Source organism: Salinicoccus sp. RF5, assembly GCF_020786625.1.
Taxonomy (GTDB): Bacteria; Bacillota; Bacilli; order Staphylococcales; family Salinicoccaceae; genus Salinicoccus.
This window is the reverse complement of sequence record NZ_JAJGRC010000001.1, coordinates 800,061-820,893: the sequence shown is the minus strand read 5'-3', so window position 1 is coordinate 820,893 and position 20,833 is coordinate 800,061. Positions and strand designations below refer to the sequence as shown.

The window sequence follows — 20,833 nt, the reverse complement described above, 5'->3', positions numbered from 1 at the left end:
CCGCCTCATTACGAGGGGGCCACTTTTTTGGTTCTTATGATTAATGGGACGGCAACTGTCATTGAGTGTCCGGGTGAATGACAATTAAGGGCTGGGCATGACCATCCGGTCTCCATCAACCTATTCTTTGGCGTCTGCAAAGTCACTCAACGGGACGACATAGACGTAGCTGTCCTGGCTGCCGACGAAGAGGGTATCATTGACGATGATTGGGCCGGCAGGGGCGAGGGTGCCGCCGAGTACTTTTTCCTTGACCGGCTCACCGGTCTCGGCATCCATGCCGACAACCCGTCCTTCAACATTGGAGAAGTAGACGATGCCGTTCTTCGCCACCGGCGGTGCCTTGGCCGCCTCATCTTCATACGCCCACAGCTGCTCACCCGTCTCCAGGTCATATGCATAGTAAGTCTTCGTTTTTGGGCTGGCAACATATACGGTGCCTTCATATATCATCGGCGCACCGGATTTGTTGTTCTGGACGGGCTGGCCGGTTCCCCAGTTGTCCTCCCAGAGGATTTCGCCGGATTCAATGTCCATCGCATAGATTTCATGCTCGGATTCTCCCTCTTCATTTTCGACGAGGGCAGTGGTGACGACAGTGCCGTCACTTACGGCAGGGGGAACATCATCGAGTCCCATTACGACTTCATCGAACTCGGTCTGCCATTTCAACTCATCCTGCTCGAGGTCATATGCATAGAAAGTATAGGGCATCGGGCCGCTGCCGCCGACATAGAGCGTGTCTTCATGTATATTCGGCGAGGACATGCTGATGGTGGAGCCGAGTTCATGCTGATGCGCAAGCTCCCCCTCATCAAGTGTCAGCTTGTAGAGGTGGCGGTCTCCGGTCGTGATGTAGAGATGATCGCCATGTATGGCCGGTGTCGGCATGACTTCCCCGTCTGTTTCGAACTGCCAGAGGATTTCGCCACTTTCCGCATCAAGTGCCATCACACCATTTTCCCCGGTGCCGCGTACGCCGTCATCCTGGAAGTGGCGGTTGCCGTATCCGACATACACCGTGCCTTCGTGATAGATGGTTTCGGAATGGATCCAGTTCGGTGCCGTCTCCTCCCATATCCTGTCGCCGGATTCGAGGTCGAAGGCAAGGATATGGCCGGAATTATGGTTGCCGATGAACAGCTTTCCATCCGCAACTACTGGCGTGGCACGGACTTCATCCTCCGTCTTGAACTTCATATTCTCGAGTGGTTCATGCCCTGAATCGATGACGGCATTCTTTTCAGGGTTGAAGCGGTACTGGGTCCATTCCTCGGCGCCGAAAGCCTGCATATCGCCGGATTCCTCCGAAGTCTCCTCAGCAACTTCCCCAGTTGCCTCTTCAGTCGGTTCCTCCGTCGTTTCTTCAGCGGACTGATCTTCAGCGTCTCCACATGCTGCAATGAGGAGTGTTCCTGATAATATCGAGTATTTCATCAAGCGCAGTAATGTCATATTTCTTCCTCCTGTCATTTTAATTGTGCAATATGTCCATTTTACGTTTGCCGGCTGCTCTGTTAGGCTATATTTCAGAAAACAAACAGAGGAGATTAAAAGTATGGAAACAAAAATATCCAATGTCGAGCGGACCGAGCTCGATAATACCATGTCCAAACGTTTCATCTGGGCCATTGCCTATGGTTCAAGCATCGGGTGGGGTGCCTTCATACTCCCGGGGGATTGGCTGGCTTCCTCGGGTACGCTCGGGTCGACCCTCGGCATCACCATCGGCGGCATCCTGATGCTGATCATCGCTGTGGCATATGGCGGCCTGACGACGCGCTTTCCGGTCTCGGGCGGTGAGTTCGCCTTCAGTTATGTCGGTTTCGGTAAATACGTCAGCTTCATCGCATCATGGTTTCTGGCACTCGGATACATATGTGTCGTCGCACTGAATGCCAGCGCCTTCAGCCTGCTGTTCAAGTTCATTCTACCTGAATTTCTTGAAATCGGCTATCTATATACGATTGCAGGCTGGGATGTCTACATCATGGAAGTCATTTTGTCATCCCTCGTGCTCATCCTCTTTGCCTTCATATCAATCAAGGGGAGCGGCCTGTCTGGAAATCTCCAGTTCCTGTTCTGCCTGTTCATGGCGCTCGTAGTTTCCGTCCTCTTCGGATGGTCATTCTTCTCGGGCGAGTTTGCGCTGTCGAATGCTGAGCCACTGTTCAATGAGGGGAACGGCGTATGGACTTCGATCATCCTGATCGTTGCCATCGCTCCGTGGATGTATGTCGGGTTCGACAACATCCCGCAGGCGGCTGAAGAATTCAAATTCAGCCCGGATAAGACGTTCAAGCTCATCGTCTTCGGCATCATCGCCTCCATCATCACCTACGTGCTGATGATCCTCATCACTTCCTGGGTGTACCCGGACGAGCAGTCGATCGATGGGGCACTTTGGGTGACGGGATCCGTCGTCCAGTCTGGAATGGGCGGTCTTGGAATGACACTGCTCGCACTGGCGATCTCATTCGGGGTATTTACGGGATTGAACGGCTTCTATCTGTCCTCTTCCCGGCTATTGTTCGCCCTCGGGCGGGCGCGTTTCATCCCGCCTGTATTCATGAAGCTCGGCAAAAATAAAACACCTTATGTCTCAGTACTCTTCATCATGACCGTGTGTCTCGCGGCACCTTGGCTCGGCCGTACAGCACTCAGCTGGATCGTCGACATGTCATCGACCGGCGTGTCGGTCGCATTTCTGATCACAAGCCTCGTAGCGGTCAAGTTCTTCAGCAAAAAGGAGAACTACAACATCCTCTATATCATCTTTGGTGTACTGGGTGCGCTGATTTCTCTGATATTTCTTGTACTGCTGCTGTATCCGGGGTCACCTGCATCACTCAGCGCGCCATCCTATATCGCGCTCGGTGCCTGGGTCGCACTCGGCGCCATCTTCTTCCTGTTCCAGCTGAAGAAGCTTAGGGCCCTGACGAAAGAGGAGCTCGACTACCTCATCCTGAACAAGGATGAATAATCAGGGATGACCGTACTGGCCGATGGCAAATTTTATATGATATCGGTGACTAACCTGTACATCCAGACTCCCGGACCAAGCGTCCGGGAGCCTTTCATATTCCTGTAAAATCAGAGTGCTTTTATCGGGCTTTTGCTAATATTACAGTTGTGTTACAATAGGTTCGGTATATAGGGGAAAGCATCAGAAAGATGAAGGAGACGACCAAATTGAGACCGATATTCCTATTATTCGCAGTGGGGCTGCTGACAGCATGTGGTGCTGATGCGGAGCAAAATGTCGACTTCGAGGATTTCAAGGCTGACAGACCGATGGTGAACATGATTACACATAAGAGCATCCAGTTGGATGACTCCATAAAATATACAGACCGGACAACCAAGCTGAACCTGGATGATTACGAGGAACATGCTACGGATGCCGTAAGCCGCAAGGACATGCTCGCAGTTGATGTCGACTATTCCAAAAAGGAAACGGTGCATATAGAGGACATGACCCAGGACGCGGAAGAGATACAGGATGAAATCTCCACTGTATGGGCCGAGACCTTCACGCCGATGTACAATCAGTTCCTGTGGCATGAGCTCGATAACAAGACGCTGGCAGCGAATCTGGAAGCGATGCACGAATCCTATGAAGGGCTCGAGATGCAGGTGGATGGCCTGGAGGCGCCGGCATTTCTGGTGCCAGAGCATGAAGAGCTGTTTGAACGGGTGAAGGCGGATCTGTATCTGGCGATTTCAAACCGTACGCTTGCACTGATCGAGTTCAAACTGATGAACCAGAATGAAGAACACGGCATGAACGAGGAGATGCTCGACATTCATCTGAAGAACAGCAGCAAGTACCTCTCGAGTGCCACCCGCTCCATCGACCAGTTGGAAAACCTGGAGACGGATACTGGCAGTGCGGATGACGAACTCGTTGTTGCCGATGAATAGCATAAAAAAGGTGGATTCCATATGGAATCCACCTTTTTTATATTGATGTACTGTTATTTGCCATCATTGCCCTTATCATTGGCATTATCACCGGCGCGAGTCGTCTTATCCTTTTCGCCTTCGCCTGGATCTCCATCAATGCCGTATTTGTCGACGACCTTGTCGCCTGTTTCACTTACTTTATCCCATTTGTCGCCGGCACCGACTTTATCCGCATGCTGGTCGCCTTGTTCCTTTATATTGTCCCAGTTCTCGGATACGTCTTTACGCGTATCTTCACTTTTCGCTTTGTTTACAAGATCTTTTGCCTTATCAAACAATCCTTTTTTCTCTTCAGCCATCATTAACATCTCCTTTGATATTATCTTTATATAATGTATCTACCTATACATACAGGAGGCTAAACATGATTCTACAAATCCATAGAAAAAGCACCGTGCATTTGACGGTGCTGGGGGATGTTATTTTCTGTCGTTGAAGGCATCAGTGGCTTTTTCCTTGACGTCGTTCGCAGCATCTTTCACTTTGCCTTCCGTCTCTTGGCGCTTGCCTTCTTCCTTCGTCTTGTCATCGTTCATCATGTCACCTGCGGCTTTTTTTGCCTTGCCCATCAGTTTGTCTTTTTTGCTAGTATCGTCTGCCATGAATAATACACCTCTTCTTGATTATTGTTGTTTTGCTTTACACAGGTCCATTCCCCGTTCATCTGTGGATTAAACCTCTAGCGATTACCTGAATCGTGACGATTGTCGTGGAAGACGCTCTTATCCGTCTCTTCATCCACATAGAATTCCTTGCGCTTTTTATTTATATCGGAAAGGACATCCTCCATGGAGTCGTCTTCTGAATCGCGTTGTCCAAGCTTATCTTCGGAAGATTCTTCGAACATCCTGTCAGTCTTATCCTTTTTGGCCATGAAACAACCGCTCCTTTCCTTTTTTATTCAGTACCCCCCACGAATTGGAGTGAAACATTACCCTTTTGGGTAGAGTGGGATGAGGTGATTACATGTATGCAATAAATGGAAAGTTCAACAATACATTCCGGGATTTCGAGACGTACCGGAAGCTAGGGATTGTAAGTGTGACGACGACACGCTTCAAAAGAAGTGTCATGGGTCCTGGGGGAGGGGACCTGTTTGCACTGTACAGTACACGCCAAGGATGGCTCGGGGTCGGGCGGGTGGTCGATTCCGCCGTGCCCTTCCAGGATTTCAGGATGCATCAGGGCGGGCTGCTGATCGAGCAGGAGACGTATCCCTTCAAGGAGATACAGAGGATCAACCCGCACTTCGGAAAAGAGGAGTATATATTGCGTGTCGAATGGCTGGCCATCGTGGATTCGGTCGAGGATGGGAAGATGATCGGCGGGTTCGATTCGGATGATCCGGTCATCGTGCTTGATGATGAAATGGAGAAGGCGGTCCGCAAAGCGTTCAACCTTCCCATATGAAAAACCCCTCCCGTAATCGGGAGGGGTGGGGCTACCGGACTTTCTCTCCGAGCATCGCTTCGCCTTCATCCGTCAGCTCTATATTGCTGTAGTAGAAGTCGTAGTCGAACGGCGTCAGTCTGAGCAGGCCTTTCTGCTCCATCAGCTTCATATGGAAGTCGACGGTCCGGATGTCATATTCCGCCATGCTCGTGTTGGGATACTCGAAAAGATGATTCTTTACATTATATAGAATCTTATATTCCAGATCCTTATCGTATGAATACTGCATATGATCACTCCTGCCAGACCAGTATAGGAACATCTGTTCTATTTGTCAATATCATGGATTTGTATGTAGATGACATGAATATATGTTTAAAGACTCTTGAAATGTGGAACACTATATGTGGAACACTATATAATGTAATGACATTCTATTAAGGAGTGATTGATTTGGCTAAGAAAGTCGCAGTAATCATGACTGACATGGTAGAAGATGTAGAATATACAAACCCGGTAGAGGCGCTTCAGAATGACGGCCATGAGGTGGAAGTCATCGCACCGGAAGCTGGAGAAATAGAAGGCAAGCAGGGCGGCAAGTTCAAGGCGGATAAAGGCATTGCAGATGTAAAGCCTGAAGATTACGATGCAATCCTGATTCCCGGTGGATTCTCCCCAGACCTGCTACGGAGTGACGAGCAGGGTCGTTTCGGTAAATTTGCAAAACACTTCCTGCAGGAAGACAAGCCGACATTCGCCATCTGCCACGGTCCTCAAGTGCTCATAGATACTGACATGCTGAAGGACCGCAACATCACTTCCTTCATTTCCGTAAGGAAGGATCTTGAGAACGCAGGGGCCAAGGTGCATGACAAATCCGTTGTAGTCTGCCATAACATGGTCACGAGCCGTAAGCCGGATGACCTAGAAGACTTCAACCGTGAAATTTCAGCCCAGCTCGGCTGATCGGACTGAATGTCAACAGAAAGAGAATTGAAATCATGAAGCAGTGTATTCATCCAACCCTTTTCGGGGTTGGATTTTTTAATTTTCGGACAATGCTGGAGGATCATGGCACCAAAAAACGCTCCTGAGCTCAGGAGCGTTGCAATTCCATCTATTCGACTGTAATCGTCCGTGCCTTAGCGTGAGGGTCACCGAAATGATCGAACACCGCATAGGCGATCGTATATTCACCCGGTGTATCGGTGTCGACTTCGCCTGAGATATGGGTGCGGTGGGTGATGTCACTGCCGTCCACATCGATGATTGCGACATCTTCCTTGGGATTGAATTCGGACCCTTGGGAAATCGTCACATCTTCGAGGCCGAGGAATGTGATGGCGGAACTGCTGGAGGCGTCATCCTCAGAGGATCCGGATTCCTCGGTGTCACCTGAGAGTTGTGCTTCGGTCGGTGGAATCATCGGCACCGGATCACTGGCAGCATTCGATACTTCAATCACGCGCGTGTACTCGTAATAGGCCCCTCGGCTGTTTTCAACACGGTATGAGACGTTGTAGGTGCCCGGCTGATTGGTGTTGACATTGTTGGAGGTCACCTCGATGTTGCCGGTGATGTTCCCATCCGTATTGTCGACCGCATAGACACCGGCAAGCGGGTCGAAATCGTCCCCGACTTGAACGTTATACCCTCCGGTACCTTTGATGGCTGGCACATTGCCGCTGTGGGCTGCAATCTCCTCTTCCATCGTCGGCCCCTCATAGTCTGCGTACTTGGAATCGGCCTGGTCTTCCGATTCGGCCTCAGTTTCGGAAACTTCAGCCTGCTGAAGTTCTTCATCCAGCAGTTCCCCTGTGATGGGGGCTACCGGAAGCAGGCCGGCCATGAATTTTATTATTGTACTTGAGTTCATTGTAGTCACCTCGGGATTGCTTTTGGAATAATATCCTGCAATGTATATTTATCGAGTACTTCAAGATATGCCTTGAGGGCATCATTCAGCACGAAGCGCAGCCCGCACACGGGTGTCAGGACGCATTCGTTGCCTTCCGAGAAGCATTCGGCCATATGGAAATTATCCTCCGTCTGACGGACGACTTCCCCTATATTGACCGCTTCTGGTCTATAGTTTAGCATAATCCCTCCGCCACGGCCACGCACAGTTTTGATGTAGCCCAGCTTTGCCAGGTGGTGCACCACTTTCGTCAGATGGTTCCTCGAAATATTATAGTAGCCTGCAATCTCATCTATCTGGATCTTCTCCTCATCACGCATGCCGAGGTACATCAGTACACGCAAAGAGTAGTCCGTATACAATGTCAGTTTCACTGTAATCATCTCCTTCATATAATTATACACGCATTCATTCCCTATATAAATAAAGTGAACTGAATCGCATCTATTCTGTGAACAAATTGTGAAATAGAGCACAACCGCTTGAAAACCATTTCATATTAACCTATTATAAAGGTGTATTTAAAATATATCTTATGACCGAAGGGGTTTTATTAATATGATTACTGAAGAGAAAAAAGAGGTCATCAAAGCGACGATTCCAGTATTGGAAGCACACGGCACCGAAATCACTTCCACATTCTATCAGAATATGTTCAAGGCCCATCCTGAACTGCTCAACATCTTTAACCAGACAAACCAGAAGATCGGCGACCAGCCGAAGGCACTTGCGATGACGGTATTGGCTGCAGCCAAGCACATCGACAATCTTGATGCGATCGTTCCTCACGTCGTAGGCATTGCGCACAAGCACCGTGCACTTGATATCAGACCGGAACACTATCCGATTGTCGGGAAACATCTGCTTGAAGGCATCCAGGAAGTGCTTGGCGACCAGGCGACACCTGAAATCATCGATGCATGGGGAGACTACTACAATCAGATCGCCCAGGTATTCATCGATGTTGAGCATGACATGTACCAGGCTGCTGCTTGGGATGGCTTCAAACCATTCATCGTCAGGAAGAAGGAAGTCATGACGCCTGATATCGTCAGATTCACAGTGGATGCCGACGATGTGGATAAGATATTCACAGCGGGACAGTACATTACGGTGAAGGTGAATCCTTCCGGTTATCCTTATGAGGCACTGCGCCACTATTCCATCTGTTCAAATGATGCAGAGGACGGCATCACATTCGCAGTCAAACGTGAAGTCGTCGATGATAATAAGGGTGTAGTATCCAATTATCTCCACGACGGCATCGAAGAAGGCGACGCACTCTTCCTTTCTGCACCGGCAGGCGACTTCAAAGTCGAGGAAGACCACGATAAACTGCTCTTCATCGCCGGAGGGGTCGGTGCGACACCGGTCATGGCCATGGCTGAAGAGGCGGTCTCCAAAGGCAAAGATGTCAAATTCGTATACAGCACATTCAACGAGGACCATCTGCCGTTCAAGGATCAGTTCGAGAAATTGCAGGCGGCAGGTGCAGATATCCAAGTGAAGTACAGTGATACAGAGGGTTACCTGAACAGCAGTGATTTTGCAGGCAGTGACGACCGTGAAATCTACCTCTGCGGCTCCATGCGCTTCATGACCCCGATGATTGCCGAGCTCAATGGCATGGGCATCGATGATTCCCGCATCCACTTCGAGCCGTTCGGTCCGAAGATGAGCATGCAGAAAGTTTAATATGTGTCCAACGATTTTTCATATATAGAATATACCCATCCGTTCCAGATTCGGATGGGTGTATTTTTTTGTCCATAAATGGTTTATATTATAATGATGGATGGAAGAAGGAAAATCTTCCAGACCACTTTTAAAAATCAGGAGGCTTCATAATGGAAAGAAAATGGGGTATAAACTTTATACGGGTGGCATCGGTATTCGGTCTGCTCGGTGTATTCATCGGGTCGCAGATGGCCGGGGAGATGGACTACAGCATCCGTCCAATCCATACGCACGTGCTGCTTGTCGGATGGCTGTCCATGTTTGCATGGGGAATATTCTACAGCGTCTACACCATTAAAAATAAGCTGCTCGTACATATCCACGGCATCGCGGGAATGGTCGGTGCAGTGACACTTACAAGCGGCATGTACTTCTATATGCTCAACCCGTTCAACTTCAACGAAACATTCAATATGATCTATTTCATCGTCGGCGGCAGCATCCTGCTCATCGCCTTTCTGCTCTTCCTCATCATCACATTCCTTGTGGAAAAGGAATGATGGGCGGAGGAGGACCCTCCTCTTAAAAAGAAAAGTTTTTTGTGCTTCCTTTTGATTTGGAGGGAATGTAGTAACTAAAATATAGAAAGAAAGCGAGATGGCGTCTTTGGAATATATACTTCTGATAATCGGCTTTGTACTGCTGATCAAAGGGGCGGACTATTTCGTCGAGGGAGCCTCGAACATCGCAGTGAAGCTCAACGTATCACCGCTCCTGGTCGGGCTGACCATCGTCGCACTTGGTACGAGTTCCCCTGAAGCGACAGTGGCGATCCTTGCGGCCCTTGAAGGCAGTCCGGGTGTCGTACTCGGTAACGTCATCGGCAGCAACATCGTGAACATCACGGTAGTCGTCGGTCTGACGGCCCTGATTGCGCCGCTGACCGTCCAGAGTGAAACCGTCCGCAAGGAGATTCCATTTGCGATGCTTGCGGCCATCGTCCTGATGATACTTATGGCCGACGTGGCACTTCAGGGGGCCGGTGCGAACATCATCAACCGTGGTGATGGGATCATCATCCTGCTGTTCTTCTCGGTATTCCTGTATTACGTATTCGAAATGGCACGGAAGAACCGTTCCAGTACAGTGGAGAAGGTGGATGCGGACACAGGCGAATCCTGGCTGAAGAATATACTCTTCACCATCGGCGGTCTCATCGCGATCATCATCGGTGGTGAAATGGTCGTCAGCAGTGCGACCGAGATCGCCCTGTCACTCGGCATGAGCGAAGCCCTCGTTGGTCTGACGATCGTTGCGATCGGTACTTCACTTCCTGAAATCATGACATCGGTCACGGCAGCCCTCAAGGGCAAGGGCGACATGGCCATCGGCAACGTCGTCGGCAGCAATATCTTCAACATCTTCTTCGTTACGGGTACAGCGTCCACTGTGGCACCGATTGCTGCAGAATCGAAGCTGTTCTTCGACGGCTGGGTGATGGTGGGACTGACCGTCCTGCTGCTGATCTTTTCCCGGACACACTTCAAGATCGGCCGGAGGGAAGGTGCAGTCCTGCTCCTTGCCTACCTCGCATATCTGGTCTACATCATCATAAGGAACTAGGGATGGTTGAAGAATGACCGATCTGCTCCTTCCTGCAAACGGGAAGGAGCTTTTTATTTCATGATGAATAGGGAATAATGAGGGGAGGCAGTTCATATCATAGGAAAGAGGGTTGAAGGCATTGGTCTATATTCTACTCATCGTGGGTTTCATACTGCTGATCAAAGGAGCAGACTACTTCGTCGAGGGGGCTTCGAACATCGCTTTCAAGCTGAATGTCTCCCCGCTCCTCATCGGATTGACCATCGTGGCATTCGGAACGAGCGCCCCGGAAGCGACCGTCTCCATCGCAGGTGCACTTGAAGGCAGTGCGGGTGTCGTACTCGGAAACGTCATCGGCAGTAATATCGTGAACATTACGCTTGTGCTCGGCATCACGGCACTCGTCGCCCCGATTGCCGTAAAGAGTGAGACGGTGCGCAAGGAGATTCCGTTCGCCCTGTTGGCAGGCGTCGTACTGATGATACTGATGGCGGATGTTGCCCTTCAGGATGCTGAGGAAAATGTACTGGGCCTAGGTGACGGACTCGTCATCCTGCTGATCTTCTCCGTCTTCCTTTACTATGTATTTGAAATCGCAATGAAAAACCGTACGCAAACGCAAGTTGAAGTGGAGGCCGATGCCGGTGAGTCATGGCTGAAGAATATCCTGCTGACTATAGGCGGCCTCATAGCCATCGTATTCGGCGGCAGCATGGTGGTCGATGGTGCAATAGAGATCGCCCTCGCCCTCGGCATGAGCGAAACGCTTGTCGGACTGACGATCATTGCGGTGGGGACCTCCCTCCCTGAAATCATCACTTCCATTACGGCAGCCATGAAGAACCAGGGGGATATCGCTTTCGGGAACATCGTGGGCAGCAACATCTTCAACATCCTCTTCGTCGCCGGCGCCTCCTCAACCATCGCCCCTCTGGCCATAGAATCGAAGCTTTTCTTCGACGGCTGGGTGATGGTGGTGTTGACGGTGCTGCTCCTGATCTTCTCGCGCACCCACTTCAGGATCGGGCGGAAGGAGGGGGCGGTTATGCTCGCCGCCTACCTCGCCTATCTGGCCTACATCATCATCAGGAACTAGGGAAGGCTGCGGTGTATGTGAGAGTCAATTTATTAACCTGGATTAAATAAATTATTTGCAGCTGAAAAAAATGAGAATGCCTCCTTTCCTCCATATATAGGATAAGGGGGTTTTTATTATGGAGAAGAGAAGGAAGACGAAGGAACATCAGTGGATGAGGGTCATGGCGGAAAGGAATGGGCTGGATGAATCGGGCAGGCGCCGCCTTGGTGCCCTTGATATTGGTCATGCGGGGGAGTGTGAGTTCGACGGTTGGATTGAGGACTACGGTAGTGAAAGGTGGCGGGTATATCGTGATGTGTGGATTGATGCCGGCGGACCGACACAGGTTGATACGATGATCGTGAGTGCGGCGGGGATCTTCATTTTTGATGTGAAGAATTATTCTGGGGAGTATGCGTATAGTGGTGGAAATTGGTCGGTGAACGGGCGGCCGCTCATCAAGGACATATTCGTCCAGCTGAAGCGGTCGATGGAAAAGGTGACGTTTATGCTCGGTGCAATCGATCCGTCAGTGCCGGCTGAAGGGAGGATCGTGTTCATCAACGAACATCTTTCGTTTGAGGCAGAAGGTGCGGTCCAGGACAGGGTGGTGATGCGCCATGTGCTGAAGAAGCATATATTGGAGATGGATGGCGGGCATCCGCGGCTGCGCATGCCGGTTGATGTGTTGTGCAGGGAGATCGAAGCATTCTTCATCGATTGTACGTATCCCCCACCTCGATGTGACGCGTCCCTTTATTTGAAGATGGATAAGGGGGTGCGCTGCCATCGTTGTGGGGAGTTTGAGCACGAGGTGATGCGTTATCATTTCATGTGTCTTAGCTGCGGATATCGGGAGGCGAAGGAGAAGGCGGTGCTGCGGTCGATCTGCGAATATGGCGTCATCCGTAATGACTGTAAGCTGCGTGTGGCGGACATCCATCATTTCCTGGGTGGGACGGTGGGCGAGCGGTATATCCGTTCGATCCTGATCAAATATTTCAGGGTGGCGGCGCGTGGCAGGCATGCTGCATATGTAAATCCGGGTGAAGTGATGGAGTACCTGTTTGCCGGGATGAACTTCAGGTATAAGGACTGGAATCAGGAATAAAGGGATCTAATTGTCACTCGTGATTTCTGCCAATGACAGTTGGAGGTCTAATTGTCACTCGTGATTTCCGCCAACGACAGTTGGAGGTCTAATTGTCATATGATTCCACACACATAAGCCCGGACAGCTCATGCCGCCCGGGCTTTATTCATACATAAAATGAAGCTACTCGATGTTGTTGTTCCATTTTGCAGCGAGCAGTGTGTTGTTGAGTACCATTGTGATGGTCAGGGGGCCGACGCCGCCTGGTACTGGCGTGATGTAGCTGGCGACTTCCTTGGCGGAGTCGAAATCGACGTCTCCAACGAGCTTCTCATCAACGACTGTATTACCGACATCGATGACGATGGCGCCTTCTTTGAGGTGTTCGCCAGTCACGAGGCCTGGTGCACCGACGGCGCTTACGATGACGTCATAGTCCTTGAGTCTTGCCGTCATGTCCTTTGTGCGGGAATGCATGAGTGTGACAGTGGCATTCTCATTGGTGAGGAGCTTGGCCACAGGCTGGCCGACGATGTGGGAGCGGCCGATCACTGCCACGTCCTTCCCTTCGAGGGAGCCGGTGTGCTTGAGCAACTCCATGATGCCGAGCGGTGTGCATGGCACGAAAGTACGCTGGCCGGTATAGAGTCTGCCGATGTTCACCGGGTGGAAGCCGTCGACGTCCTTGTGCGGTGCGATCGCTTCCAAGACCTTCTCTTCACTGACCTGCTTCGGCAGCGGAACCTGTACGAGGATACCGTTTACAGCATCATCATTGTTCAGGCGGTCGATGGTGTTGAGGACCTCTTCTTCAGATGTATCCTCATCAAGGTGGACGATGTCGGATGTCATGCCGATTTTCTCGGCTGCTTTATTTTTTGAGCGGACATAGCTCAAAGAGGCACCATCATTGCCGACGATCACAACCGTCAGGTTCGGGGTGATGCCTTTACTTTTTAATCTCTCAACTTCTTCGGCGAGGCCAGCACGATATTCCTTCGCGATTTCCCTGCCGTTCAAAAGTTCTGCTGTCATCTAAAAACGCCTCCTAAAAGATTTTCCTCCTCCATTATCCATGAGTTTATTGAAAATTTCCATATCATTTTAAGGGAATTGCTTATTTTATCACATTTTCATCAAGGTCTCCCAATAAGTCGAGATACCGTATAATAATTTGTACATACAAGAATTGATAGCTTAAAATACAAACTATTTTAAATAAATATATTAAAATGTTCGTTTTTAAGTTGATTATCGACACCCATATTGTTAAGCTGAACTTGAGGAAAAAACATTTGGATATAGAGAGGGTATTTATTCATGACAGTTGGAATAATTATGGGCAGTTCTTCGGACTGGCCGACGATGAAGCATGCTGGTGACATGCTGGATACTTTTTCAATACCGTACGAAAAGAAAGTGGTAAGTGCCCATCGTACACCGGAAATGATGATGGATTATGCAAAAACAGCGAAATCGCGCGGCATCAAGGTAATCATTGCGGGGGCTGGCGGGGCGGCACATCTCCCGGGCATGGTGGCTTCGATGACGAACATCCCGGTCATCGGCGTACCGATCGAATCGAAGGCGCTGCAGGGTCTGGATTCCCTGCTGTCCATCGTCCAGATGCCGGGCGGCATCCCGGTGGCGACGACGGCGATCGGCAAGGCGGGCAGCACGAATGCCGGCATACTGGCGGCAAGGATGCTTGCAGTAGGCGAACCGGAAATCTATGACAGGCTTGAGGCATACACGAAATCATTGGAAGAGAAAGTGGAGGCGATGCAGGATGAGCTCAATTAGTCTCGGAGGTACAATCGGAATCATCGGAGGCGGCCAGCTCGGCAAGATGCTTGCACAGAGTGCACTCAGGATGGGATACAGGGTGGCAATACTCGATCCATCAGAAGATGCACCGGCAAGAGCGACGTGCCATACGTTCATCCACGCGCCCTTCAGTGATTTCGAGTCATTGAAGCAGCTGTGTGAACTATCCGACGTCGTCACTTATGAATTCGAAAACATCGATGCGCATATTCTCCGGACGCTCGTCCATGACTATAACGTGCCGCAGGGTGCGGAAACGGTGCTGACACTCCAGAACCGCGATCTCGAGAAGGCGGCGATACAGGCGGCGGGCGCCGACATCGTCCCGTATCAGAAAATAGAAGATGAGGAATCACTGGATGGATTCATCCAGGAGCACGGCCTGCCGGTCATCGTCAAGACGACGACGGGCGGCTATGACGGCAAGGGTCAGATGGTGATTGAAACGGAAGCGGACCTGACAGAAGCATCCATCCCATTCGACGAAGCGGAATGGGTGGTGGAGAAGTACCTCCGACTGGAGCGTGAAGTCTCCCTGACGACGGCACGCAGCACAAGCGGACAGGTCACCCATTTCCCGCTGCAGGAGAATCTCCACAAGGACCAGATCCTTTACCGTACGATTGCCCCTTCACGCATCGACTACACAAAAGAGGCGAAGCGCGCCGTGCAGCAGATCATGAAAGCCATGCATTTCGTCGGCGTGTTCACAGTGGAATTCTTCATCGACCGGGAAGGCCGGCTGTATGTGAATGAAATTGCCCCGAGGCCGCACAATTCGGCCCACCACACGATCGAGTCATGCAGCATCAGCCAGTTCGATGCCCATATCCTGGCGCTGCTCGACCACCCGATGCCGGAAGTCCGCCAGCATCAGCAGGCGATCATGATGAACCTGCTCGGCGACGACCTCGACCGTCTGGAGGACACACTGTTCAGCCAGCCGGACTGGCATGTGCATGTCTACGGCAAGACCGGCCGCAAACCTGCCCGCAAGATGGGTCATGTGACACTGCTTACGGATGATGTCGACACGACACTCGATCATCTGGAACAAAAATTTATCAGGGGAGTCGAAGCATAATGCTCTTATATGAAGGAAAAGCGAAACGGGTCTTCAAAACGGAGGTGGATGGCGTCTACCGCATCGAATACAAGGACGAAGTGACGGCAGGGAACGGGGAAAAGCACGATTTCCTTGAAGGAAAGGGACGGCTCAACAATCTGATCTCCGCCGACATCTTCGAATACATGGCATCAAACGGCGTCGACTCGCACTTTGTGGAGCGCATCAGCGAGACGGAGCAGCTTGTACGCGCCGTCGACATCATCCCACTCGAAGTGGTGGTCAGGAACTTTGCTGCGGGCAGCATCGTCAAGCGCCTTGGACTGGAATCCCACCAGCCGCTCGATCCGCCGCTCGTCGAGTTCTTCTACAAGAACGACGACCTCGGCGATCCGATCCTGACGGACGACCACGTGCTGATGCTCGGGCTTGCGACAACTGAGGAGATCAGGGCGCTTAAGACGGCCGCTCTGAAGATAAACACCGTGCTCAGCCGGATGATGGCTGAGATGTCACTCTCCCTCATCGACTTCAAGATAGAGTTCGGCAAGGACCAGGATGGAAACATCGTCCTTGCAGATGAGATTTCACCGGATACATGCCGCATCGTCGATATGGAGACGAAGGAGAATTTCGACAAGGATGTATACCGCAACAGCACAGGCTCACTGCTCGATACGTACACCGCATTCTATAACAAGATGGAGGCCATTAGATAATGAAAAAGGTAGAACTGATCGTCACACTGAAACCACAGGTACTGGATACTCAAGGGGAGGCACTGAACCGCGCGGTGCACGAGCTCGACCATGATGAAATCAACAACATCCGCGTCGGCAAGGTCCTTTATTTCGAAATAGATGAAACGGATGATGCAAAGATCGACGACAGTGTGCGCCAGCTGTCGGAGAAGCTGTTCACGAATACGGTCATCGAAACATACACGTACAGGATCCTTGACGAGGTGTCCCAATAATGAAGTTTGCAGTCGTGAAATTTCCAGGGTCGAACTGTGACAGGGACATGCTGAATGCCGCCATCAAGGCAGGCGGCGAGGCGGAGTATGTCGACTACCGTGAAACTTCCCTCGAAGGATATGATGGCGTACTGATCCCGGGCGGCTTCTCATTCGGCGACTACTTGAGGAGCGGTGCGATGGCGAGTGTGGCACCGATCACCGGGGCCATAAAAGAGGCGGCGGCAGCAGGCAAGCCGGTCCTCGGGGTCTGCAACGGATTCCAGATATTGACCGAAATCGGCCTCCTGCCGGGGGCACTCATCTTCAACGATACGCATACATTCATCTCCCGCAACGAGGTGCTGACGATCACGAACAATGAAACGGCGTTCACGAGCGGATACGAAAAGGGAGAAGCCGTCACCTTCCCGGTTGCACATGGCGAAGGGCACTACTACTGCGATGACGAGACATACGATACCCTTGTCGAAAACGACAGGATCGTACTCACATATAATGACAATCCGAACGGCTCCAGGGCGGACATCGCCGGCGTCGTCAACGAAGCGGGCAATGTATTCGGCCTGATGCCGCATCCTGAACGTGCGCTTGAAAAGCTGCTCGGCAGCGACGACGGATTGAGGCTTTTTGAAAAAATGAATGCTTGGGAGGCTAATCATGATCACATTCACTGAACCGACTGAACAGGATATACTGAATGAAAAACTGTACGCCGATATGGGGCTGACCGATTCCGAGTACGACAAGGTCGTCGAGATCCTCGGCAGGCAGCCGAACTACACGGAAACGGGCATCTTCTCGGTCATGTGGAGCGAGCACTGCTCCTACAAGCATTCGAAGCCATTCCTTAAGCAGTTTCCGACGACGGGCGACCGTGTACTGATGGGGCCGGGCGAAGGTGCCGGCGTCGTCGACATCGGCGATGACCAGGCGGTCGTGTTCAAAGTGGAATCCCATAACCACCCATCGGCTGTAGAACCCTATCAGGGCGCAGCCACGGGAGTCGGCGGCATCATCCGCGACATCGTCTCCATCGGTGCGCGTCCAATCGGCCTCCTGAACTCCCTGCGTTTCGGCGAACTCTCAGAACCGAACAACCGCCGGCTGCTGCGCGGTGTCGTTGCAGGCATCGGCGGCTACGGCAACTGCATCGGCATCCCGACGGTATCGGGTGAAGTGGAATTCGATCCTTCCTATGACGGCAATCCGCTCGTCAACGCGATGTGCGTCGGTACGATCGACCATGACAAGATCCAGAAGGGCACGGCCAAAGGTACCGGCAATAAGGTCATCTACGTCGGACTCAAGACAGGCCGCGACGGCATCCACGGGGCGACATTCGCCTCAGAGGAACTGACGGATGAATCCGAATCGAAGCGCCCGTCGGTCCAGATCGGCGATCCATTCACCGGCAAGAAGCTGATGGAGGCGACACTTGATGCCATCAGGCAGCCGGAACTCGTCGGCATCCAGGATATGGGTGCGGCAGGACTCACTTCATCAAGCGCTGAAATGGCCGCGAAGGGTGAGTCCGGCATTGCGCTCCACCTCGATCAGGTGCCGGTCAGGGAAGAAGGCATCACACCGTATGAAATGATGCTGTCGGAGACGCAGGAGCGCATGCTGCTCGTCGTCGAAGCGGGATCCGAGGACAAGTTCCTCGACATGTTCGAAGGCTACGAGCTCGATGCTGCTGTCATCGGAGAAGTGACGGATACCGACCGTCTGGAACTTTTCTTCCATGGTGAAAAATATGCGGACATCCCGGTACAGCCGCTGTCCGATGAAGCACCTGTCTACATTCTTGAAGGCGAGGCGCCGGCGCAGGACGAAACACCATACAGCTACAGCGACCAGGATCTGAACAAAGTGTTCGATGCGCTCATCGGCCATCCGACGCATGGTTCGAAACGCTATATATATGAACAGTACGACAACCAGGTCGGAGCGAACACCGTCCAAAAATCCGGCTTCGGTTCAGGCGTCGTCAGAGTAGAAGGCACGGACAAGGCGATTGCCATGGCAATCGACGGCAAGAGCCGCTATGTCTATGCCGATCCGTTGAACGGCGGCAAGGAAGCGGTGGCCCAGACTTTCCGCAGCATCATTTCGACCGGTGCACTGCCGCTTGCGATGACGGACTGCCTGAACTACGGCAGCCCGGAAAAGCCTGAGATCTACCACCAGCTTGAAGCTTCCACACGCGGCATGGCGGAAGCATGTGAAAAGCTGTCGACGCCTGTCGTATCCGGCAATGTCAGCCTGTACAACGAATCCAAGGGCACCATCCTCCCGACACCGGTCATCGGCATGGTCGGGCTGATCGAAGATGTCAACTTCATGGCCGGTATAGAAATTTCAGCTGGTGATGCAGTCTACCTCGTCGGTGAGACGACGAAATCATTCGCCGGCAGCCAGATCGAAAAACTGATCGACAATGACATCAGGAAGCAGACACGCGACATCGATCTGGAACTCGAGTATGCACGCGGCATGGATCTCCGTGGACGCCTCATCAATGGTGAAGTGAAGAAAATAGCGCCGGTCGGCCGCGGTGGCATCGCCATCAAACTGGCCCAGCTTTCAGCATTCCATCATCTCGGCATGGATGTGGAGATCGACCTTGACGGGGAGGACCTCTTCGCAGAGAATGCTTCCCGCTACATTGTGATTGCACCCGCCGGCCTCGACATCAGGGACGGCAAAGAAATCGGCAGACTGACGGACGAAGGATTCCATATCGGTACCCGTGACCTGACCATCGACCGGAGCATCGAAGCGATTTCAAATACTTGGGAGGGGGCAATCCCGCAATGTATGACATCCATGGACTGAATGAAGAATGCGGCGTATTCGGCGTATTCAACCACCCGCAGGCGAGCGAACTGACGTATATGGCACTCCACAGCCTGCAGCACAGGGGCCAGGAGGGTGCAGGCATCGTCTGTTCGAACGGGGAATACCTTTTCGGCGCCCGCGGCATGGGGCTTCTGACGGAAGCACTGTCGAGGGAGCAGCTGATGTCTCTTGAAACGTTTCCGCATGCCATCGGACATGTCCGCTATGCTACGACGGGCGGCAGTGAGATATCGAATGTCCAGCCATTCCTGTTCAAAAGCCACAAGGGCGACCTCGGGCTTGCCCACAACGGCAACCTCGTCAACGCCATCAGTGTGCGTGAGGCGCTTGAGGACGACGGGGCGATCTTTCAGACGTCCTCCGATTCCGAAGTGCTGGCGCACCTGATCCGCAAAAATAAGAGCACGGACAAAAAGCAGCGCATCAAGACGGCGCTGCGCCAGCTGAAGGGGGCGTTCGCGTTCGTCATCCTGGATGAGGATTCACTGACGATCGCACTGGATGACCACGGTGTGCGTCCGCTCATGCTCGGCATGGTGGACGGGGCCTACTGCGTGGCGAGTGAAACATGCGCATTCACGGCCATCGGTGCAGAGTACATCCGGGATATCGAACCGGGGGAACTGATCACACTGAGTGGCAAGGGCATCGAGTACGACTACTACACGGATTCACGCCATCCCAACATGTGCTCGATGGAATACATCTATTTTGCACGTGCAGATTCAGAATTCCGCAATACTTCGACATATACCATCCGCAAATCGCTCGGGCGTGAGCTCGCCAGGGAAATGGATGTTGATGCGGACATCGTCGTTGGTGTACCTGACTCGAGTCTGGCAGCGGCAAAAGGATTCTCGGAAGCATCCGGCATCCCGCAGGAGCAGGGGCTCCTCAAAAACCGCTATGTCGGCCGGACGTTCATTTCGAAAGGGCAGGAAGCGCGCGAACGTGCAGTGCGCATGAAGCTTTCCCCTGTAAGGGATGTCGTCGAGGGAAAAAGCATCATCGTCATTGATGACTCCATCGTACGGGGGACGACAAGCCGCTTCATCGTCAAGGCACTGAAGAAGGCCGGGGCGAAGGAAGTGCACATGGGTGTATCCTCCCCGCCGCTCAAGAATCCATGCTTCTATGGCATCGATGTTTCGACGCATGCGGAAATCATCGCATCCCAGAAATCCACGGAGGAGATCCGGGATGAAATCGGTGCCGATTCGCTGACGTACCTGTCGGTCGATGCGATGCATGATGTATACTATTCCTATGGCTCCAAAGGCCAGTGTGACGCCTGCTTCACAGGCAATTATCCTATTGAAATCATCGATCGCCTCCTGCCTCAGGAGAAGGATCTGAAAACGAAAGGGGTCTGA

The 20,833-nt window shown here is 52.0% G+C and carries 24 protein-coding genes; 16 read left to right on the top strand and 8 right to left on the bottom strand.

Annotated elements, in window-relative coordinates:
- Positions 1–120 precede the first annotated feature (120 nt).
- Positions 121–1,455, bottom strand: coding sequence for an outer membrane protein assembly factor BamB family protein (locus LLU09_RS04340; RefSeq protein ID WP_228310616.1), 1,335 nt, complete (start codon positions 1,453–1,455; stop codon positions 121–123).
- A gap of 103 nt (positions 1,456–1,558) precedes the next feature.
- Here LLU09_RS04340 and LLU09_RS04335 point away from each other — a divergent pair, with 103 nt between their 5' ends.
- Together LLU09_RS04335 and LLU09_RS04330 are read left to right on the top strand one after the other, a co-directional pair.
- Positions 1,559–2,983, top strand: a complete 1,425-nt coding sequence (locus tag LLU09_RS04335) for an APC family permease (protein ID WP_228310615.1) — start codon at positions 1,559–1,561, stop codon at positions 2,981–2,983.
- Between the two features lie 209 nt (positions 2,984–3,192).
- Complete coding sequence (locus LLU09_RS04330; RefSeq protein WP_228310614.1) at positions 3,193–3,924, top strand: hypothetical protein; 732 nt, start codon at positions 3,193–3,195, stop codon at positions 3,922–3,924.
- 53 nt (positions 3,925–3,977) lie between these two features.
- Here the strand turns inward: LLU09_RS04330 and LLU09_RS04325 are convergent, their stop codons facing one another.
- From LLU09_RS04325 to LLU09_RS04315, 3 genes are all read right to left on the bottom strand, one after another.
- On the bottom strand, positions 3,978–4,265 hold the full coding sequence (locus LLU09_RS04325) for a hypothetical protein (protein WP_228310613.1): 288 nt from the start codon (positions 4,263–4,265) through the stop codon (positions 3,978–3,980).
- A 120-nt stretch (positions 4,266–4,385) separates the two neighbouring features.
- Complete coding sequence (locus LLU09_RS04320) at positions 4,386–4,568, bottom strand: CsbD family protein (RefSeq protein ID WP_228310612.1); 183 nt, start codon at positions 4,566–4,568, stop codon at positions 4,386–4,388.
- A 77-nt stretch (positions 4,569–4,645) separates the two neighbouring features.
- Entirely contained in the window at positions 4,646–4,840 is a 195-nt protein-coding gene (locus tag LLU09_RS04315; protein ID WP_228310611.1) for a hypothetical protein, read from the bottom strand.
- Between the two features lie 92 nt (positions 4,841–4,932).
- Between LLU09_RS04315 and LLU09_RS04310 the strand changes: the two genes are divergently transcribed.
- Positions 4,933–5,376, top strand: coding sequence for a hypothetical protein (locus LLU09_RS04310; RefSeq protein WP_228310610.1), 444 nt, complete (start codon positions 4,933–4,935; stop codon positions 5,374–5,376).
- A gap of 31 nt (positions 5,377–5,407) precedes the next feature.
- Here the strand turns inward: LLU09_RS04310 and LLU09_RS04305 are convergent, their stop codons facing one another.
- Positions 5,408–5,647 (bottom strand): hypothetical protein, encoded by a 240-nt coding sequence (locus tag LLU09_RS04305; RefSeq protein WP_228310609.1) that lies wholly within the window; start codon positions 5,645–5,647, stop codon positions 5,408–5,410.
- Positions 5,648–5,811: 164 nt separating this feature from the next.
- Between LLU09_RS04305 and LLU09_RS04300 the strand changes: the two genes are divergently transcribed.
- Positions 5,812–6,324 (top strand): type 1 glutamine amidotransferase domain-containing protein, encoded by a 513-nt coding sequence (locus LLU09_RS04300; protein ID WP_094905915.1) that lies wholly within the window; start codon positions 5,812–5,814, stop codon positions 6,322–6,324.
- Positions 6,325–6,475: 151 nt separating this feature from the next.
- Here LLU09_RS04300 and LLU09_RS04295 read toward each other — a convergent pair whose 3' ends face one another.
- Both LLU09_RS04295 and LLU09_RS04290 read right to left on the bottom strand, forming a co-directional pair.
- Positions 6,476–7,234, bottom strand: coding sequence for an immunoglobulin-like domain-containing protein (locus tag LLU09_RS04295; protein WP_228311121.1), 759 nt, complete (start codon positions 7,232–7,234; stop codon positions 6,476–6,478).
- 5 nt (positions 7,235–7,239) lie between these two features.
- A complete protein-coding gene (locus LLU09_RS04290; RefSeq protein WP_040106896.1) occupies positions 7,240–7,650 on the bottom strand; it encodes an RrF2 family transcriptional regulator in 411 nt (136 codons plus the stop codon).
- A 184-nt stretch (positions 7,651–7,834) separates the two neighbouring features.
- On the opposite strand from LLU09_RS04290, the gene LLU09_RS04285 reads away from it, so the two are divergent.
- The 5 genes from LLU09_RS04285 (at position 7,835) to LLU09_RS04265 (ending at position 12,747) form a co-directional block, all read left to right on the top strand.
- Complete coding sequence (locus tag LLU09_RS04285; RefSeq protein ID WP_228310608.1) at positions 7,835–8,971, top strand: globin domain-containing protein; 1,137 nt, start codon at positions 7,835–7,837, stop codon at positions 8,969–8,971.
- A gap of 152 nt (positions 8,972–9,123) precedes the next feature.
- Positions 9,124–9,513, top strand: a complete 390-nt coding sequence (locus LLU09_RS04280; RefSeq protein WP_040106898.1) for a hypothetical protein — start codon at positions 9,124–9,126, stop codon at positions 9,511–9,513.
- A 106-nt stretch (positions 9,514–9,619) separates the two neighbouring features.
- On the top strand, positions 9,620–10,576 hold the full coding sequence (locus tag LLU09_RS04275) for a calcium/sodium antiporter (RefSeq protein WP_228310607.1): 957 nt from the start codon (positions 9,620–9,622) through the stop codon (positions 10,574–10,576).
- Positions 10,577–10,697: 121 nt separating this feature from the next.
- Entirely contained in the window at positions 10,698–11,654 is a 957-nt protein-coding gene (locus LLU09_RS04270; RefSeq protein ID WP_228310606.1) for a calcium/sodium antiporter, read from the top strand.
- A gap of 118 nt (positions 11,655–11,772) precedes the next feature.
- Positions 11,773–12,747: a nuclease-related domain-containing protein gene (locus tag LLU09_RS04265; RefSeq protein ID WP_228310605.1), complete on the top strand. Its 975-nt coding sequence runs from the start codon at positions 11,773–11,775 to the stop codon at positions 12,745–12,747.
- 165 nt (positions 12,748–12,912) lie between these two features.
- Here LLU09_RS04265 and folD read toward each other — a convergent pair whose 3' ends face one another.
- Positions 12,913–13,764: a bifunctional methylenetetrahydrofolate dehydrogenase/methenyltetrahydrofolate cyclohydrolase FolD gene (gene folD / locus LLU09_RS04260; RefSeq protein ID WP_228310604.1), complete on the bottom strand. Its 852-nt coding sequence runs from the start codon at positions 13,762–13,764 to the stop codon at positions 12,913–12,915.
- Positions 13,765–14,049: 285 nt separating this feature from the next.
- Between folD and purE the strand changes: the two genes are divergently transcribed.
- From purE to purF, 7 genes are read left to right on the top strand one after another with little or no spacing between them, the layout of a single operon-like run.
- Positions 14,050–14,532 carry a 5-(carboxyamino)imidazole ribonucleotide mutase gene (gene purE, locus LLU09_RS04255; RefSeq protein ID WP_228310603.1) on the top strand — a complete coding sequence of 161 codons (483 nt, stop codon included), beginning with the start codon at positions 14,050–14,052 and terminating at the stop codon, positions 14,530–14,532.
- Positions 14,519–15,640, top strand: coding sequence for a 5-(carboxyamino)imidazole ribonucleotide synthase (purK, locus tag LLU09_RS04250; protein WP_228310602.1), 1,122 nt, complete (start codon positions 14,519–14,521; stop codon positions 15,638–15,640). Before purE ends, purK begins: the two co-directional genes overlap by 14 nt.
- Positions 15,637–16,341 carry a phosphoribosylaminoimidazolesuccinocarboxamide synthase gene (purC, locus tag LLU09_RS04245; RefSeq protein WP_228311120.1) on the top strand — a complete coding sequence of 235 codons (705 nt, stop codon included), beginning with the start codon at positions 15,637–15,639 and terminating at the stop codon, positions 16,339–16,341. Before purK ends, purC begins: the two co-directional genes overlap by 4 nt.
- Positions 16,341–16,598: a phosphoribosylformylglycinamidine synthase subunit PurS gene (gene purS / locus LLU09_RS04240; RefSeq protein WP_228310601.1), complete on the top strand. Its 258-nt coding sequence runs from the start codon at positions 16,341–16,343 to the stop codon at positions 16,596–16,598. Before purC ends, purS begins: the two co-directional genes overlap by 1 nt.
- Positions 16,598–17,275, top strand: a complete 678-nt coding sequence (gene purQ / locus LLU09_RS04235) for a phosphoribosylformylglycinamidine synthase subunit PurQ (protein ID WP_228310600.1) — start codon at positions 16,598–16,600, stop codon at positions 17,273–17,275. Before purS ends, purQ begins: the two co-directional genes overlap by 1 nt.
- Entirely contained in the window at positions 17,259–19,436 is a 2,178-nt protein-coding gene (gene purL, locus LLU09_RS04230; RefSeq protein ID WP_228310599.1) for a phosphoribosylformylglycinamidine synthase subunit PurL, read from the top strand. Before purQ ends, purL begins: the two co-directional genes overlap by 17 nt.
- Complete coding sequence (gene purF, locus LLU09_RS04225; protein ID WP_228310598.1) at positions 19,415–20,833, top strand: amidophosphoribosyltransferase; 1,419 nt, start codon at positions 19,415–19,417, stop codon at positions 20,831–20,833. The genes purL and purF overlap by 22 nt, the downstream gene beginning before the upstream one ends.

Excerpts from the sequence above, each read along its gene's own strand:
- LLU09_RS04335 (WP_228310615.1), top strand. The coding sequence starts at position 1,559 with ATGGAAACAAAAATATCCAATGTCGAGCGGACCGAGCTCGATAATACC.
- folD (WP_228310604.1), bottom strand. The coding sequence starts at position 13,764 with ATGACAGCAGAACTTTTGAACGGCAGGGAAATCGCGAAGGAATATCGT.
- LLU09_RS04285 (WP_228310608.1), top strand. The coding sequence starts at position 7,835 with ATGATTACTGAAGAGAAAAAAGAGGTCATCAAAGCGACGATTCCAGTA.
- LLU09_RS04315 (WP_228310611.1), bottom strand. The coding sequence starts at position 4,840 with ATGGCCAAAAAGGATAAGACTGACAGGATGTTCGAAGAATCTTCCGAA.
- purK (WP_228310602.1), top strand. The coding sequence starts at position 14,519 with ATGAGCTCAATTAGTCTCGGAGGTACAATCGGAATCATCGGAGGCGGC.
- purQ (WP_228310600.1), top strand. The coding sequence starts at position 16,598 with ATGAAGTTTGCAGTCGTGAAATTTCCAGGGTCGAACTGTGACAGGGAC.
- LLU09_RS04310 (WP_228310610.1), top strand. The coding sequence starts at position 4,933 with ATGTATGCAATAAATGGAAAGTTCAACAATACATTCCGGGATTTCGAG.
- purE (WP_228310603.1), top strand. The coding sequence starts at position 14,050 with ATGACAGTTGGAATAATTATGGGCAGTTCTTCGGACTGGCCGACGATG.
- LLU09_RS04325 (WP_228310613.1), bottom strand. The coding sequence starts at position 4,265 with ATGGCTGAAGAGAAAAAAGGATTGTTTGATAAGGCAAAAGATCTTGTA.
- LLU09_RS04320 (WP_228310612.1), bottom strand. The coding sequence starts at position 4,568 with ATGGCAGACGATACTAGCAAAAAAGACAAACTGATGGGCAAGGCAAAA.
- LLU09_RS04305 (WP_228310609.1), bottom strand. The coding sequence starts at position 5,647 with ATGCAGTATTCATACGATAAGGATCTGGAATATAAGATTCTATATAAT.
- LLU09_RS04340 (WP_228310616.1), bottom strand. The coding sequence starts at position 1,455 with ATGACATTACTGCGCTTGATGAAATACTCGATATTATCAGGAACACTC.
- LLU09_RS04295 (WP_228311121.1), bottom strand. The coding sequence starts at position 7,234 with ATGAACTCAAGTACAATAATAAAATTCATGGCCGGCCTGCTTCCGGTA.
- LLU09_RS04280 (WP_040106898.1), top strand. The coding sequence starts at position 9,124 with ATGGAAAGAAAATGGGGTATAAACTTTATACGGGTGGCATCGGTATTC.
- LLU09_RS04265 (WP_228310605.1), top strand. The coding sequence starts at position 11,773 with ATGGAGAAGAGAAGGAAGACGAAGGAACATCAGTGGATGAGGGTCATG.
- purS (WP_228310601.1), top strand. The coding sequence starts at position 16,341 with ATGAAAAAGGTAGAACTGATCGTCACACTGAAACCACAGGTACTGGAT.
- purF (WP_228310598.1), top strand. The coding sequence starts at position 19,415 with ATGTATGACATCCATGGACTGAATGAAGAATGCGGCGTATTCGGCGTA.
- purL (WP_228310599.1), top strand. The coding sequence starts at position 17,259 with ATGATCACATTCACTGAACCGACTGAACAGGATATACTGAATGAAAAA.